This window comes from Streptomyces corchorusii (assembly GCF_001514055.1).
Taxonomy (GTDB): domain Bacteria; phylum Actinomycetota; class Actinomycetes; order Streptomycetales; family Streptomycetaceae; genus Streptomyces; species Streptomyces olivaceoviridis.
This window is the reverse complement of the sequence record NZ_KQ948361.1, coordinates 1-15412: the sequence shown is the minus strand read 5'-3', so window position 1 is coordinate 15412 and position 15412 is coordinate 1. Positions and strand designations below refer to the sequence as shown.

The following is a 15412-nucleotide window of genomic DNA, read 5'->3' as shown; positions in this document are numbered from 1 at the left end:
GACCCCCATGCACCGTGACCTGCGCCTGACCGCCGTGGGCCGTCGCTACGGCATCCTCGGCCCCTGGGTGCTGCGAGGCGTCGACCTCGTCATCGCCCCCGGCACCCTCACCCGGATCGAAGGGGCGAACGGGACCGGGAAGTCCACCCTGCTCCGGCTGCTCGCCCGGCTCGACGCGCCCAGCGAGGGCCGGATCAGCGGTCGCCCGCGCACGGCGTACGTGCCGGAGCGGTTCCCGTCCGCCCTGCCCTTCACGGCGGCCGGATACCTCACCCACCTCGGCACCGTCCACGGCCTCGGCCGGGAGGCCGCCGCACGCGCCGCGGACACCTGGCTGGAGCGGTTCGGGGCGGGCGCGTACGCCGGTACGCCGATGGCGCGGCTGTCCAAGGGCGGCAGCCAGAAGGTCGCCGTCGCGCAGGCCCTGCTCGCCGACCCTGAGCTGCTCGTGTTGGACGAGGCATGGACCGGGCTCGACGCGGCGGCGCGGACCGAGCTGGAGCGGGCGGTGGCCGAGCGGACGGCGGCCGGGGGTGCCGTGGTCTTCGTGGACCACGACCCGCGCCGGCTCGCCGGGGCCCCGCACGCGGCCTACGCGGTGATCGACGGGGGCCTGGAACGCCGTACCGACCCGCCGGGTACGCCGACCGGACCGGTCACGGTCGTCACCGTGCGGGGGGCGCCGGGCGGGCGGCTGCCGCCGGACGCGGTGCGGATCGCCGTGTCCGCCGAGGAGACCGCCCCCGGCAGCCACCGGCTCGCCGTCCCCGCGTCCCACTCAGACATCCTGCTGCGCACCCTGCTCACGGCCCACCCGCCCTGGCACGTGGTCCGCGTCGAACCGCCGTCCCCCGAACCGCCGTCCCCCGACCCCGGAAGCCGCCCATGACCGCGCTCCTGCGCTACCAGGCCGACCTGCTGCTGCGCTCCCAGCGCTGGCTGCCCCCGGTGATCCTGTACGTCGTGTTCCTGGGCGTCGGCGTGCAGAGCGGCCAGCCGGTGCTCGGCTCGCTCGGCTACACCGCCGCCGGTCTGCTGCCGGTGGCCGCCTGGCTGGTACGGATCTGTGTCACCGCGGAGCCGCCCGCGGCCCGGGCCTGCGTCGCCGCCGCCCGCGGCCCCGCCCGCGCACACCTCGCCTGCCTGCTCACCGCGCTGCTCGTGGCCGTGCTGCTCGGGGTGGCGGCCACCGTGGTGGTGACGCTGATCAGCGACCCGGCGAGCAACGGCCACCGGGTCCACGTGCCCCGCCTGCGGGCCGCCGCCGCGGGTCTGCCGGCCACCCTCGCCTGCGCCCTGCTCGGTGCGGCCGTCGGCGCGCTCACCAGCCGGCCGGTGCTGCGGTCCAGGGGGCGTGCGGTGCCGGCGATGCTGCTGGGCGCGCTGCTGGCGGTGGTGCTGACCGGTTCCCCGGCGCAGGCGGCGGTCAGCGGCCTGGTCATCGGCTCGCAGACCGGCCGGGCACCGGTGCCGCTGCTGCCGCTGGCGGGCGCCGCCCTGCTCACGGTCGCCGCCTTCGCCGCGACCGGCCGGCTCGTCTCGCGCCGCTCACCCTGAGCAGGCGGTGCGCTGCGCCTCCTGCCACTCGCAGACGGGGCACAGCGTGATGCCCTTGTACGACTCCGGGTACTCCGTCGGCTCCCGGCACAGCACGCACTCCGCGTACGGCGGTCCGTCGGCCTTCGCCGGCTTCACGGTCTCGGCGATCGTGCAGTAGTCCTCGTCGCTCATGCCTTCAGCGTAGGACGTCAGCGGCCGTCGCCCGCCTGGCCGATCAGCTCGGAGACCTTCACGAACCGGTAGCCGCGCTCGCGCAGCTCCGGTACGACCGTGCGGACGACCCGCTCGGTCGTCGGGGCGGCGCTGCGGGTGCAGTGCATGACGACCACCGAGCCCGGCTTCACCCCGTCGAGCACCTGCCTGACCACCGCGTCGGCGTCCGTGGCGAACGCGTCTCCGCTGACCACGTCCCACTGCACCGCGGTCACCCCGAGCCCGCTCAGCGCGCGCAGCGCCCGCTGGTCGTAACAGCCGCCGGGGAAGCGGAAGTACGGCATCGCGTGGGGCACGCCGGCCGCGCGGAGGGATTCGTACGCGTGCTGCACGTCCGCCCGCATCCCGTCGGCCTCGACGGTCGGCAGGCCGTAGCAGTCGGCGGTGAACGCGTAGTGGCTCCAGGAGTGGTTGGCCACCTCGAACTGCGGGTCGTTGCCCAGGGCGCGGGCCTCGGCCGGGTACTCGTCGGCCCAGCGGCCGGTCATGAAGACGGTCGCCGGCACCTTCAGCGCGCGCAGCGCGTCGATGAGGCCCGGGTTGTCGAAGTGCTCGCCGGAGGCCGCGCGGGGCCCCTCGTCGGCGGTCATGTCGGCGTCGAAGGTGAGCGCGACGGTCTTGCCCCGGGTGCGCGGGCCGTGCTCGAAGACCGGGGTCAGCCCGCCGGGGCCGGGCGCGAGCACGGGCGGACGGGCGGGAGAGGGGGGCGCGGAGACGCGGGAGGCGGCCGGGGCGGGCCGCTCACCGCCCGCGGCGCCGCAGGCGGTGAGCGCCGCGCCCAGGAGGCAGACGGCGATGAGATGACGTGCTCGTGGGATCACCGTACGAACGTAGGACTGAAAGTGGGTTTGTATGGTGATATGTTCCGCGGCGCGGCGGTACGGTCACCCGCGCGGCGGCGACTGTTCCCCGCCGGGGTCGGCCGCAGACCGGTCCAGCTCGCGCCGCTCCAGCGGCTTGACCGCCGGGCCCTGGAGCACCATGCCGTCGACGGCGAACCGCGAGCCGTGGCAGGGGCACTCCCAGGCGCGCTCGGCGCGGTTGAACGAGACCAGGCAGCCGAGGTGGGTGCAGCGGGCCGACACGGCGTGCAGGGCGCCCTCCGCGTCGCGGTGGACCGCCAGCCGTTCCCCGCCGGAGCGGACCAGCGCGCCGTCGCCCGGCGCCAGGTCGTCCACCGAGACCGGCGGCTTCAGCCGGTCGCCGACGAAGTGCCGGGCCACCTCGGCCTGGGTCTTCAGCAGCGACGGCGCCTCGCGCACCACCGACTTCAGCCGGCGCGGGTCGTACAGCTCCCGCCAGGCGCGGTCATGGCCGGTGATCAGCGCGCTCAGCAGCAGCCCGGCCATGATGCCGCTGCTCAGGCCCCAGCCGCCGAAGCCGGTGGCGACGTAGGTGTGCCGTGCGCCGGGGTGCAGGGGGCCGACCAGCGGGACGGTGTCGGTGGACTCGTTGTCCTGGGTGGCCCAGGCCAGATCCAGCTTCACCCCGGGGAAGTTCACCTCGGCCCAGCCGGCGAGCCGCTCGAAGCCCGCCTGCGGGTCGCCGGTGCCGGGCGTGAAGTGCTCACCGGTGACGACCAGCAGCCGCTGCCCGTCCGGGCCGTACGGCGCCGTGCGCACCGAGCGGGTGTTCTCGTCCGGCGTGATGTACATGCCGTGGGGGTCCGGCCCGTCGCCCAGCGGCCCGGCGACGACCAGTTCCCGGCGCGGGGAGAGCCGGGCGAACAGCAGCGCGCGGTCGAACAGCGGATAGTGCGTGGCGACCACGACGTCCCGGGCCGTCACCGTGGCACCCGCCTCCGTCGTCAGCCGGCACGGCTCGCCCTCCGACAGACCGGTGACCCGCGTCCGCTCGTACACCTCGCCGCCGCGCGCGAGCAGATCGGCGGTGACCGCCCGCAGGTACTTGACCGGGTGGAACTGCGCCTGCCCGGTCACCCGGACCGCGCCCGCCACCGGGAAGGGCAGTCCGGTCTCCGTGGTGAACACGGCCGGCAGCCCCGCCTCCCGGGCGGCCTCCGCCTCCGCGCGCACCTCGGCCACCCGCGACCGGTCCCGGACGTAGGTGTAGGCGTCCCGGGTCTCCCACTCGCAGTCGACGCCCAGCTCGGCCGCCAGCGCCGCCGCGTGCTCGATCGCCTCCGACTGCGAACGGGCGTACAACCGCGCCCCGTCGGCTCCCCGGGTGCGCCGGAGCCGGTCGTAGACCAGGGCGTGCTGGGCGGTCAGCTTGGCGGTGGTGTAGCCGGTGACGCCGGCCGCGACCCGCCCCGCCTCCAGCACCGCCACCCGCCGCCCGGCCCGGGCCAGCTCATAGGCGGTGCTCAGCCCGGCGATGCCCGCGCCGACGACGGCCACGTCCACGTCGAGATCCCCGTCCAGGGCGGGATGGGGCGGCCCCGGGGCGGTCCGCAGCCAGTACGAATCGGTGACCTTCCGCTGCTCGTGCATGCCCGCCGGGTACCCCTGCCGCCCCGGCTCACGTCCGCCCGAACCGGAGCCCCGCCCCGGCTCACGTCCGCCCGTGCCGCCCCGCACGTCCCGCTCACGTCTGCTTCAGCAGTCGCTCCCGGCAGTCCGCCACGTCGAAGTCCGCCTCCGGGTACCGGGGGTCCAGGTCCCGCAGCCGCTCCAGCAGGAGCCGGCTGATGGCCCAGTCGCGGTACCACTTGCGGTCCGCCGGGACCAGGTACCAGGGCGCGTACGGCGCCGCGCAGCGCTCCAGGGCCAGTTCGTACGCCGCCTGGTAGTCGGGCCACAGGGCGCGTTCGTCGATGTCGCCCGGGGCGAACTTCCAGTGCTTGTCGGGGCGGTCCAGCCGGCGCAGCAGACGGCGCCGCTGCTCGTCGTAGGAGAGGTGCAGGAAGCACTTGACGAGGGTCACGCCGTCCTCGGCGAGGGAGCGCTCGAAGTCGTTGATCAGACCGTAGCGGCTGCCGATCTCGGCCGGCCGGGCGAGGTGCCGGACCCGGGCGATGAGCACGTCCTCGTAGTGCGAGCGGTCGAAGATGCCGATCTCGCCGGGCTCCGGCAGCGCCCGCCGCACCCGCCACAGGAAGTCGTGCTCCCGCTCCTCCTCGGTGGGTGCCTTGAACGCCGTGATCCGGCACCCCGACGGGTTGAGCTGGCCGATCACATGCTTGACCGTGCCGCCCTTGCCGCTGGTGTCCATGCCCTGGAGGACCAGCAGCACCCGGCGGTGGTCGCCCGCGGTGGCCGCCGCCCACAGCCGCTCCTGGAGCCGGGCGAGCTGCTTGCCCATGCGGTCCGCTGCCGCCTGCGCCGCCTGCTTGCCGCCGTCCGGGGCGCCGGGGGTGGCCCGGGCGTCGTACCGGGACAGGTCGACCCGTTCGCCCGGTGGCAGCCGCAGCAGCTCCTGGAGCTTCCTGGCCGGCTTGTTCCGCACACGCGCTCCTTCCGTCCCGGTCGGGGTGGCTCAGGTGCTCGTCAGCCGGGATGCGGTCCGCCGTCGGTGTGCGCCGCGGGCTCCCGGTCCTGTTCCCCAGTCTCCGGCTTCTCCGGCTTCTCGGGCTTCTCGGGCTTCTCCGTCAGCGAGGGCTGCCCGCCCCGCTCCAGGAAGTGCAGCAGTTCCACCGGGATGGGCAGGACCAGCGTCGAGTTCTTCTCGGCGGCCACCGCCATCACCGTCTGCAACAGCCGTAGCTGGAGCGCGGCCGGTGTCCCCGACATCTGCTGGGCGGCCTCGGCGAGCTTCTTGGAGGCCTGGAGTTCCGCGTCGGCGTTGATGATCCGGGCCCGGCGCTCGCGGTCCGCCTCGGCCTGGCGGGCCATCGACCGCTTCATCGTGTCCGGCAGGGACACGTCCTTGATCTCGACCCGGTCGACCTGGATGCCCCAGCCCACCGCCGGACTGTCGATCATCAGCTCCAGGCCCTGGTTGAGCTTCTCGCGGTTGGAGAGCAGGTCGTCCAGATCGCTCTTGCCGATGATCGACCGGAGGGACGTCTGGGCCATCTGCGACACCGCGAACTTGTAGTCCTCGACCTTGATCAGGGCGCTCGACGCGTCGACCACGCGGAAGTAGACCACCGCGTCCACCCGGACCGTGACGTTGTCGCGGGTGATGCCCTCCTGGGCCGGGATCGGCAGGGTCACGATCTGCATGTTGACCTTCTGCAACCGGTCCACGAAGGGGATGATCAGGTTCAGACCCGGCGGCCGTACCTCCCCCGCCACCCGGCCGAGCCGGAACAGCACACCGCGCTCGTACTGCTTGACCACCCGCGCCGCCATCGCCAGGTACACCACACCGGCGGAGCCCGCCGCCGCCAGGGTCACCACAAGGTCCTCGACCATGGTGACCTCCTCATCCAGAGGCCGGTTTGTCTGCTGTTGCCACGATAGGCCCGTGGGGCCGGGATGCCGAGAGGTCCCGGCGCCCCGGCCCCACGGGCGGGCCGTCAGGCCGCCGTGACCAGCTTCACCGGCTCCGTGCCCGCCGCGCTGTGCCGCGCGGCCCAGTTCTCCAGGGCCGTACGGCAGGCGTGGTCCAGGTGGTGCAGCCCGGACAGGTCGAGCCGGACCGGGCGGTCCTGGGGCAGCGCTTCCAGGCTGTCGAGGATCTTCGGCAGCCGCAGGAAGGTCGCGTTCCCGGACAGGTGCGCCTCGACCGGTCCCGCGCCCTTGTCCACGATCTCCAGCTTGACGTGCGAGGCCTCCCAGGCGGTCTTCACCACCGCCAGCGCGAGGCCGATGAGCACGCCCTCGAACATGCTGACCGCCACGATGGAGACGGCCGTGGCGGCGAGGACCAGCGCCTCCCCGCGGTGCTCGCGCCACAGCACGGTCAGGGCCCGGAGCGGGACCAGCTTGGCGCCCGCGTGGATCAGGATGCCCGCGAGGGCCGGGACGGGGATGTAGGCCAGCACGCCGGGCAGCAGCGCCGCGAACAGCAGCAGCCAGACGCCGTGCATGACCCGGGAGGCCTTCGTGCGGGCACCGGCCTGCACATTGGCCGCGCTGCGCACGATCACCGCGGTCATCGGCAGCGCGCCGAGCACCCCGCACACCATGTTGCCGGCGCCCTGGGCGACGAGCTCCTTGTTGTACTGGGTGCGCGGACCGGAGTGCAGCCGGTCCACGGCCGCCGCGCTGAACAGCGACTCGGCGGAGGCGATCAGCGTGAAGGCGACGACCGTGCCCAGCAGCCCCACGCCGGTCAGCTCGCCGAAGGCGCTCAGCGGCGGCGGCTGGATCGAGCCGAGCAACCCCCGCACCTCCACGGTGGCCACCGGCAGGTCCAGCGCGAACGCGGCCAGCGTGGCGAGCCCGACCGCGGCCAGCGGGCCGGGCACCGCCCGCACCTTCGCCGGGGTGTGCTTCCACAGCAGCAGCACCGCGATCGTGCCCGCGGCCACCGCGAGCGAGGCGAGGGCGCCGGTGTCGCCGAGGGCGTCCAGGAACGCGCCGGGCACCCCGGCGATCTTGCCCAGGCCGGAGTCGGGGGCCTTCGCCGCCAGCGCCGGATACAGCTGCCCGGCGATGATCACCAGGCCGATTCCGGCCAGCATGCCCTCGACGACGGAGACGGAGATGGCGCGGAAGTAACGGCCCAGCCGCAGCAGGCCCATGGCCACCTGGAGCGCTCCGGCCACGAGCACGATCACGCCGAGCACCGGCAGGCCGAACTCCTTGACCGCCTCGAAGACGAGCACGGTCATGCCGGCCGCCGGTCCCGACACCTGGAGGCTGCTGCCGCGCATCAGCCCGGTGACGATGCCGCCCACGATGCCGGTGACCAGGCCGAGTTCGGCCGGCACCCCGGAGGCGACGGCCACGCCCACGCACAGCGGCAGCGCGACCAGGAAGACCACCAGGGAGGCGGCGAAGTCCTGCCTGAGGTGGGGGAAACGGGATATGAGGGTGCGGTTGTCGGTCATGGGCGCGCTCACAGGGCCTCGAAGGTGTCGGTCTGCGGGCGGTGCGTCCGTACGGCGCCGGTGTGCACCTCGTAGTACCAGGCGTGCAGGGCCAGCTGATCCTCCTTCAGCTTGCGCTCCACGCAGGGGTACGAGCGCAGTCGCAGCAGCTGGGTCAGTACGTGGCTCTGCACGCCCTCGGCGACCTCCGGGTCCTCGGCCGCGCCGGCCGGGCGCGGGGTGGCGGACGCCAGCCAGTCACGCACGGCCGGTACGGCGGTCAGGTCGTCACCGCGCACCAGCGCGCCGACGGCGCCGCAGTGCGAGTGGCCGCAGACCACGATGTCGCGGACGCCGAGCACCTCCACGGCGTACTCGATGGTGGCCGCCTCGCTGGTGGGGTGCTCGGAGGCGTGGGGCGGGACGATGTTGCCCGCGGTGCGCAGTTCGAACAGCTCGCCGGGGCGGGCGCCCGTGATCAGGGCCGGGACGACCCGGGAGTCGGAGCAGGTGATGAACAGCACCTGCGGGGACTGGCCTTCGGCGAGTTTGGCGAACTCCTCAGGGCGCTGTCCGAAGGTACGGGCGTTGTCGATGAGGGGCTGCATGTGTGTGGGTTCCTCCTGGCGCGCCTGCCTGGCGCGTCGGACTTGAACGACGGTTGTGGGGGGGAGCTGCCCGTCCGTCAGCAGCGGAAGACCTGGAGCGCTGCCGGGGTGTGGGTTCTGGAGGCTCTCGGGGTGGGGTGGTGCGGTCCGCCGGAAGGCTCCGACGGGCCCGTCTCGGCCATCCGGCCGGATATGAGGGCACGCTCCTGCGCGCAGCCGGAGGCCGGGCCGCGCTGCCGGTCGCGGACGTGCGGGATGCCCGCGGGGTCGCCTGGGCAGCCGGGGGCGCGGACCTTGTCCGCCGCCCCTTCGCGCACCGGCAGTGCGGAGGGGATGGTTCCGGTCTCGGCCTTGGCCAGCACCTGACCGAACGTGTGCGCGGGTGCGAAGGATCCCGTGGGAGTGAAGAACTGGAAGGCGAGCAGTGTCACGCCGAGGAGGGTGAGCAGCGTCCGAACGGTCGTACCTCGGAACATGAGCCCCCCTCCGCCGCGTTCGCGTTTCTTGTCCAGACCAAGGGTTGGTCAATGGATGGTCAAGAAACACGTTAACCCTGCAAAGTCCTTTGCAGGGTTAACTGCGCGTTAAGCGCGCAAGAGAGCGTGAAAAGAGCGGGTGGCGTGGCGTGAACTCGCCCTTGACCCGCAGGGGTTGATCGACTATTGGACGGCCGGGGAGGGGCGGCTAGGCGCCGACCAGTCCCTTCGCGTCCCGCGCCAGCGCGGTGAGCCGGGATATCGCGCGGAAGTACTTCTTGCGGTAGCCGCCGTTCAGCATCTCCTCGCTGAACAGCCGGTCGAACGGCAGCCCCGAGGCCAGCACCGGGACCTCGCGGTCGTAGAGCCGGTCCGCGAGCACCACCAGGCGCAGCGCCGTCGACTGGTCCGGCACCGGCTTCACCCCGGTCAGGCACACCGCCCGCACCCCGTCGGTGAGCGCGCCGTACCGGCTCGGGTGCACCTTCGCCAGGTGCTCCAGCAGACGCCCGAAGTCGTCCAGCGAGGCGCCCTCGGTGGCGAACGCCGTCTTCGTGACGTCCTCGTCCGAGAAGGGGGCCGGGGCCTCGGGCAGGCCGCGGTGCCGGTAGTCCTCGCCGTCGATGCGCAGGGTGCGGAAGTGGGCCGACAGGCCCTGGATCTCGCGCAGGAAGTCGGCGGCGGCGAACCGCCCCTCGCCCAGCTTGCCGGGCAGCGTGTTGGAGGTGGCGGCGAGTGCCACGCCCGCCTCGACCAGCTTGCCGAGCAGCGTCGACACCAGGACCGTGTCGCCGGGGTCGTCCAGCTCGAACTCGTCGATGCACAGCAGCCTGTGCTCGGAGAGCGTCCGCACCGTCTGCTGGAAGCCGAGCGCGCCGACCAGGTTGGTCAGCTCCACGAAGGTGCCGAACGCCTTGCGGGACGGGTCGGCCGGGGTCGCGTGCCACAGGGAGGCGAGCAGGTGGGTCTTGCCGACGCCGTAGCCGCCGTCCAGGTACACCCCGCGCGGGCCGGCCGGGGTCTTGGGCGCCTTGGCCCGGCCGAAGCCGAAGAGGCCGCGCCGGCCGGCGCCGGAGGCGTGCGCCCCGCCGAGCCCGGCCGCGAAGCCCTCAAGGACCCGGACGGCCTCGGTCTGGCTGGGCTGGTTCGGGTCCGGGATGTACGTGGCGAAGCGGACCGAGTCGAAGCGCGGCGGCGGCACCATCTCGGCGACCAGCCGCTCCGCGGGCACGTGCGGCTCACGGGCGCACAGGGACAGGGGGCCGGCTTCCGGCAGCGGACTGGAACCGGGGGCGGCGGTGGAGGACGACACAGTTCTCCATGCTAAGCGCCGTGTCACACTGCACGGCATGCGACGCCTGTTCCCTGTGACGGAAGAAACAGCAGCCCAGGCCCCCGCGGGGGGTGCTCGGACCCCCGGGCGCGGTCCGGAGGGGGAGGTGGGTCCGGCGGGCGGTGTGGCCCGCCCGCCCGTCGGGGGGCCCGTCGGGGCCGCCGCGGTCGTGGACCGGGAGTGGAGCCTCGCCGAGCTGGCCGCCGCGTACGCCTACCCGGAGCCCGCGCCGGGCGCCCCGCGGCCGTGGCTGCGGGCCAACATGGTCTCCTCGCTCGACGGCGCCGCCCAGCACGAGGGCCGCTCGCAGCCCATCTCCAGCGCCACCGACATGCGGATCTTCGGCACGCTGCGGGCGCTCGCGGACGTCGTCGTGGTCGGTGCGGAGACGGTACGGCAGGAGGGCTACCGGCCCGCCCGGGTGCGGGACGAGTTCGCCGGGGCCCGCGCAGCCGCCGGGCAGACCCCGGTCCCGGCGATCGCGATCGTCACCGCGAGCCTGGAGCTGGACTTCACGCTGCCGCTGTTCACCTCGCCCCTGGTGCCGACGCTGATCCTGACCGGCGCCGCGGCCTCTCCCGACCGGATCGCCGCCGCCGAGCGGGCCGGCGCCCAGGTGGTGATCGCCGGCGAGGGCATGGGCGTCGAACCCGCCCGCGCGGTCCAGGCCCTGGCCGGCCTCGGCCACACCCGGCTGCTCACCGAGGGCGGGCCCCGGCTGCTCGGCCAGCTGATCGCCGCGGAGGTGCTGGACGAGCTGTGCCTGACCCTCTCGCCGACGCTCACCGCGGGGAACGCGCAGCGGATCTCCGGGGGGCCGTCGGTGGCCGTTCCGCACCGGTTCGCACTCGCGTCCCTGCTGGAGCAGGACGGATTCCTGTTCGGTCGTTACTGTCGGTCCTGACGCCATCGTTGGTGCTGACGTCACTGTCAGTCCCGACACCGGCGGAATCGATCGTTCCGGTTAGCTTCCGGCGGGCAGACGTGGACCGGCAGTACCCGTGCGATCACGGGGAAGGATGGTTTCCGCACGGGCCCTGCCGGGCCCTCCGAGGAGAGAGGCGCCTGGTGTTCACAAGCGTTCTGATGATCGAGAAGGCTCTGACGTCCGCCGACGTGGAGTTCGTCACCACCTTGCACGGGGACGAGCCCGTCTCCTTCCACGTCCTGCTCCAGCCGCGCGGCGAGCAGGCGGACCGGCTGCTGCGGGCCATCGACGACATCGCGCTCGGCGAACTCGACGAGGCGGTGCGGGAAGGGGAGACGCCGGAAGGGCAGGAGGCCCGGAGCGTGGGGCAGCAGGCCCTCGACGTGTCGCTCCAGGCGCTGCGCTCCGCGGGGAGCCGGGCGGAGGGGCGGCTGGTCGAGGACCACCCGTTGGACGCGCTGAAGACGCTGGTGGCCGAGGTGGGCGCCGACGAGGTGATCGTGCTGACGGACCCGCACTACGTGGAGGAGTTCTTCCACCGGGACTGGGCCTCCCGGGCCCGGCACAAGGTGGGGGTGCCGGTGCTGAAGCTGTTCTCGCACAGCAAGGCGTAGCCGCTGCGCCAGGCCGGCCGGTGAGCGCCGTTCGGGTCGCGGCGCGTGCGCGGGGCGCGGGTGCGCGCGAGGCGCCCGGTGCCCGAGCGCATAGGCTAGGCCTGCTCTAGCCCGTACCGTCTCTGGGGAGAAACACATGGCACCCGGCCTTCCTGACGCCATGGACCGACCGCACTTCATCGGCATCGGCGGCGCCGGGATGTCGGGGATCGCCAAGATCCTGGCCCAGCGCGGGGCCCAGGTGGCCGGCAGCGACGCCAAGGAGTCGGCGACCGCCGAGGCGCTGCGAGCGCTGGGCGCGACCGTGCACATCGGGCACGCCGCCGAGCACCTCGCCGACGACGCCAGCTGCGTCGTCGTGTCGTCGGCCATCCGGAAGGACAACCCCGAGCTGGCCCGCGCCGCCGAGCTGGGCATCCCGGTGGTGCACCGCTCCGACGCGCTGGCCGCGCTGATGGAGGGGCTGCGGCCGATCGCCGTGGCGGGCACGCACGGCAAGACCACCACCACCTCCATGCTGGCGGTATCCCTCACCGAGCTGGGCCTGGAGCCGTCGTACGCCATCGGCGGCGACCTGGACGCGCCCGGCTCCAACGCGCTGCACGGGACCGGCGACATCTTCGTCGCCGAGGCCGACGAGTCGGACCGCAGCTTCCACAAGTACGCGCCCGAGGTCGCCATCGTCCTCAACGTCGAGCTGGACCACCACGCCAACTACGCCTCGATCGACGAGATCTACGAGTCCTTCGAGACGTTCGTGGACCGGATCACCGAGGGCGGCACGCTGGTCGTCTCCGCCGACCACGAGGGCGCCCGCGAGCTGACCCGGCGCGTGCGGGGCCGGGACGTGCGGATCGTGACCTACGGTGAGGCGGCCGACGCCGACGTCCGCGTCCTGGCGGTGGTCCCGCAGGGGCTGAAGAGCCAGGTCACCGCGGTGCTGGACGGGCAGGAGCTGACCTTCGAGGTGTCCGTGCCGGGCCGGCACTACGCCCTGAACGCGGTCGCCGCACTCGCCGCCGGCGCCGCCCTCGGCATCCCGGCCGCCGAGCTGGCGCCCGCGCTCGCCGCCTACACCGGCGTCAAGCGGCGCCTCCAGCTCAAGGGCGAGGCGGCCGGCGTCCAGGTGATCGACTCCTACGCCCACCACCCGACCGAGATGACGGCCGACCTGGAGGCCATGCGCGCCGCCGCCGGTGACGCCCGCATCCTCGTCGTCTTCCAGCCGCACCTCTTCTCCCGCACCCAGGAGCTGGGCAAGGAGATGGGGCAGGCGCTGGCCCTCGCCGACGCCTCGCTGGTCCTCGACATCTACCCGGCCCGCGAGGACCCGATCCCCGGCGTCACCAGCGAGCTGATCATCGAGGCCGCGCGCGCGGCCGGCGCCGACGTCACGGCCGTGTCCGACAAGGCGGAGGTCCCCGCGGTGGTCGCGGGAATGGCGAAGCCCGGTGATCTCGTTCTCACCATGGGCGCGGGAGACGTGACCGACCTGGGCCCGCTGATCCTGGAACGCCTGTCGCAGTAAAGGGGCTGAGAACTGATGTCGTACGACGTCGAGAAGCCGGACGAGCAGTGGCGCGCGGAGCTGACCTCCGCCGAGTACGCCGTACTGCGCCAGGCCGCCACCGAGCCGGCCTTCACCGGTGAGTACACCGACACCAAGACCAAGGGCGTCTACTCCTGTCGGGCCTGTGGCGCCGAGCTGTTCACCTCGGACACCAAGTTCGAGTCGCACTGCGGCTGGCCGTCCTTCTACGATCCGAAGGACACCGACGCGGTGGAGCTGGTCGAGGACCGCTCGCACGGCATGGTCCGCACCGAGGTGCGGTGCGCCCGCTGCGGCTCCCACCTCGGGCACGTCTTCGAGGGTGAGGGATACCCGACCCCCACCGACCAGCGGTACTGCATCAACTCCATCTCCCTGCGGCTGGAGCCCCAGGAGGGCTGAGGCCCCTGCGCGGGACCGCCGGGGCGGCCGGGGCCGGTGCCCCGGCCGCCCCGTTTTGAGATCCTGTGAGGGTGTGGGGTGTGGCGCGGTGGATCCGGTCCCGTCGCGGGCCCCTGCCCGTCGAGCGAGCCCGCCGCCGTCCCGGCGGCGGCCCCGGCGAGGCCGAGCGGCCCGTGTGGCCGGGCGCGCGGCCGGCCGACCTGCGGGAGATCCTGGCCGGGATCGGTACGACCCTCGACGCGGCCACCACCCGCACCGAACTGACCCGGGCCGCCGTGCGGCTGGCCGGGGGAGCCGCCGCCGTGACGGGCGGCACCCCGGACACCGCCTCCCGCTACGCAGCGATCACCGGGGACGCCGGACTGCTGCCCGACGTCCGGTGGGCCGCCGCGGCGGCCCGCGAGGCGCACGTCCCGGCCGTCGGTGCGGCGCCGGACCCCTGGCTGGAGTACCCGGGCAGCCGGGGCGCCGGTCTGTGTGCCCCGCTGACCAGCGGGGACGAGGTGTACGGCGTCCTGGTGTGGGCGCGGCCCGGAGGAGCGCTGCGGCGCGCCGAGGCCGAACTGCTGGCCCTGCTCGCCGAGCGGGCCGCCTCCCACCTGCGGCACGCCCGCGTCCATGAGCAGGTCAGCCGTACCGCCGGTGACCTCCAGCGTGCCCTGCTCGCCGAGCCCGGCCGGCCGCACCCCAACCTGGACATCGCGATCCGCTACCTCCCGGTGGGCCGGAGCACCCTGGTCGGCGGCGACTGGTGCGAGACCGTCCGGCTGCACTTCGGCCGGACCCTGCTGGTCGTCGGTGACGTCATGGGACACGGCCTGGAGTCCGCCGTCGACATGAGCGCCTACCGCTCCTCCCTGCGCTACATCGCCTCCGCCGACCTCCCCCCGCACCGGGTGCTGCGGCAGATGGACGACATCGCCTCCGGGGAGGCCGAGCGCAGGCCCGCGACCTGTCTGCTCGCCCGCGTCGACCCCGGCCGGGGCCAGGTCACGCTCGCCAGCGCCGGCCATCTGCCGCCCGCGCTGATCGACCAGGACGGCGCGACCGGCCTGCTGCCCGTGCCGGTCGGGCCGCCGCTGGGCACCGGGCTCGGCGGGTACGAGTCGGCCACGCACCGGCTGGCGCCCGGCCAGACGCTGGTGGCGTTCACCGACGGGCTCGTGGAACGCCGCGGCGAGGACATCGACCGCTCCCTGGCCCGGCTGGCCGCCCTGCGCTTCGCCGCCGGGGACTCCCTCGACGCGGTCCTGGACACCATCCTCGGCCGCCTCGACGCCCGCCACGCCGAAGACGACGTCGCGATCCTGGCGGCACGCCCGCACACGCGCCAGGGAGGTCCGGCGGGGGCGGGGGGTGCGGGGGCGACGGTCGGCTGACTGCCGGGGGTGGGATGAGGGCTGCCGCCCCTGCGTGTCGGGCCTGCTGGTGTCCGCCGGGTACGCGTCATCGGCGGCGTGCCCCCGGCCCCTTGCGGAACCGTTCGCTGATCGTGCGGCCGAGGCCCGCGCGGGCCGGGCGGGTCCCCTCGCCGCAGCGGTCCGGCAGCGGCGGCCGCAACCGGGGCCAGGCGTCGGCGAGTCCGAGGCCGGCAGCGCAGCCGGACGCGGGTCGCCGGGGCGCGCGGCCGGTGCCCGACCCAGAGGTGGCGCTCCGGCCGGACCGGGGCCACCGCGTTCCGCTCGGCCTCCCGCTCGGCCGACGCGTCGGTGCCCGGCCGGGCCCTGACGCGGGTGGCGCGGCACGGGAAACCGGCCACGCGGCAGCGCCCGTTGCCCATCATGATCAGCGGGTGGCGGGCGCGCCGGCCATGGTGCCGCCAAAGTGCCGCAACACTGGCGGTCTAGA

The 15412-nt window shown here is 74.1% G+C and carries 16 protein-coding genes; 7 read left to right on the top strand and 9 right to left on the bottom strand.

Features of this window, described 5'->3' with window-relative positions; translation table 11 throughout:
• Window positions 1-7: 7 nt before the first annotated feature.
• Window positions 8-889, top strand: coding sequence for an ABC transporter ATP-binding protein (locus tag AQJ11_RS27415; protein ID WP_059264815.1), 882 nt, complete (start codon window positions 8-10; stop codon window positions 887-889).
• Entirely contained in the window at window positions 886-1557 is a 672-nt protein-coding gene (locus AQJ11_RS27410) for a hypothetical protein (protein ID WP_058082395.1), read from the top strand. The genes AQJ11_RS27415 and AQJ11_RS27410 overlap by 4 nt, the downstream gene beginning before the upstream one ends.
• On the opposite strand, the gene AQJ11_RS27405 is transcribed toward AQJ11_RS27410, so the two are convergent.
• From AQJ11_RS27405 to zapE, 9 genes are all read right to left on the bottom strand, one after another.
• The gene (locus AQJ11_RS27405) at window positions 1549-1731 is read right to left on the bottom strand and encodes a hypothetical protein (protein WP_014675663.1); all 183 of its coding nucleotides are present in this window, start codon (window positions 1729-1731) and stop codon (window positions 1549-1551) included. The genes AQJ11_RS27410 and AQJ11_RS27405 overlap by 9 nt on opposite strands.
• Before the next feature lie 17 nt (window positions 1732-1748).
• Window positions 1749-2594, bottom strand: a complete 846-nt coding sequence (locus AQJ11_RS27400; protein WP_059264813.1) for a polysaccharide deacetylase family protein — start codon at window positions 2592-2594, stop codon at window positions 1749-1751.
• Between the two features lie 63 nt (window positions 2595-2657).
• Window positions 2658-4226, bottom strand: a complete 1569-nt coding sequence (locus AQJ11_RS27395; protein WP_059264811.1) for an FAD-dependent oxidoreductase — start codon at window positions 4224-4226, stop codon at window positions 2658-2660.
• Window positions 4227-4320: 94 nt separating this feature from the next.
• Window positions 4321-5181, bottom strand: coding sequence for a PPK2 family polyphosphate kinase (locus AQJ11_RS27390; RefSeq protein WP_059264809.1), 861 nt, complete (start codon window positions 5179-5181; stop codon window positions 4321-4323).
• Window positions 5182-5222: 41 nt separating this feature from the next.
• The gene (locus AQJ11_RS27385; RefSeq protein ID WP_059264807.1) at window positions 5223-6092 is read right to left on the bottom strand and encodes a slipin family protein; all 870 of its coding nucleotides are present in this window, start codon (window positions 6090-6092) and stop codon (window positions 5223-5225) included.
• 104 nt (window positions 6093-6196) lie between these two features.
• A complete protein-coding gene (locus tag AQJ11_RS27380; protein WP_059264806.1) occupies window positions 6197-7675 on the bottom strand; it encodes a SulP family inorganic anion transporter in 1479 nt (492 codons plus the stop codon).
• 8 nt (window positions 7676-7683) lie between these two features.
• Window positions 7684-8262 carry a carbonic anhydrase gene (locus tag AQJ11_RS27375; protein WP_014675669.1) on the bottom strand — a complete coding sequence of 193 codons (579 nt, stop codon included), beginning with the start codon at window positions 8260-8262 and terminating at the stop codon, window positions 7684-7686.
• Window positions 8263-8339: 77 nt separating this feature from the next.
• Window positions 8340-8738 (bottom strand): hypothetical protein, encoded by a 399-nt coding sequence (locus AQJ11_RS27370; protein WP_059264804.1) that lies wholly within the window; start codon window positions 8736-8738, stop codon window positions 8340-8342.
• A 208-nt stretch (window positions 8739-8946) separates the two neighbouring features.
• Window positions 8947-10050, bottom strand: a complete 1104-nt coding sequence (gene zapE, locus AQJ11_RS27365) for a cell division protein ZapE (RefSeq protein WP_014675671.1) — start codon at window positions 10048-10050, stop codon at window positions 8947-8949.
• A gap of 37 nt (window positions 10051-10087) precedes the next feature.
• Between zapE and AQJ11_RS27360 the strand changes: the two genes are divergently transcribed.
• The 5 genes from AQJ11_RS27360 (at window position 10088) to AQJ11_RS27340 (ending at window position 14943) form a co-directional block, all read left to right on the top strand.
• Window positions 10088-10975: a pyrimidine reductase family protein gene (locus AQJ11_RS27360; protein WP_382565275.1), complete on the top strand. Its 888-nt coding sequence runs from the start codon at window positions 10088-10090 to the stop codon at window positions 10973-10975.
• A 164-nt stretch (window positions 10976-11139) separates the two neighbouring features.
• Window positions 11140-11613, top strand: coding sequence for a hypothetical protein (locus AQJ11_RS27355; RefSeq protein ID WP_014675673.1), 474 nt, complete (start codon window positions 11140-11142; stop codon window positions 11611-11613).
• Between the two features lie 136 nt (window positions 11614-11749).
• Window positions 11750-13141 (top strand): UDP-N-acetylmuramate--L-alanine ligase, encoded by a 1392-nt coding sequence (murC, locus tag AQJ11_RS27350; protein WP_059264802.1) that lies wholly within the window; start codon window positions 11750-11752, stop codon window positions 13139-13141.
• Window positions 13142-13156: 15 nt separating this feature from the next.
• Window positions 13157-13564: a peptide-methionine (R)-S-oxide reductase MsrB gene (gene msrB / locus AQJ11_RS27345; protein WP_014675675.1), complete on the top strand. Its 408-nt coding sequence runs from the start codon at window positions 13157-13159 to the stop codon at window positions 13562-13564.
• 80 nt (window positions 13565-13644) lie between these two features.
• On the top strand, window positions 13645-14943 hold the full coding sequence (locus tag AQJ11_RS27340; RefSeq protein ID WP_244218365.1) for a PP2C family protein-serine/threonine phosphatase: 1299 nt from the start codon (window positions 13645-13647) through the stop codon (window positions 14941-14943).
• The last annotated feature ends 469 nt before the right edge of the window (window positions 14944-15412 follow it).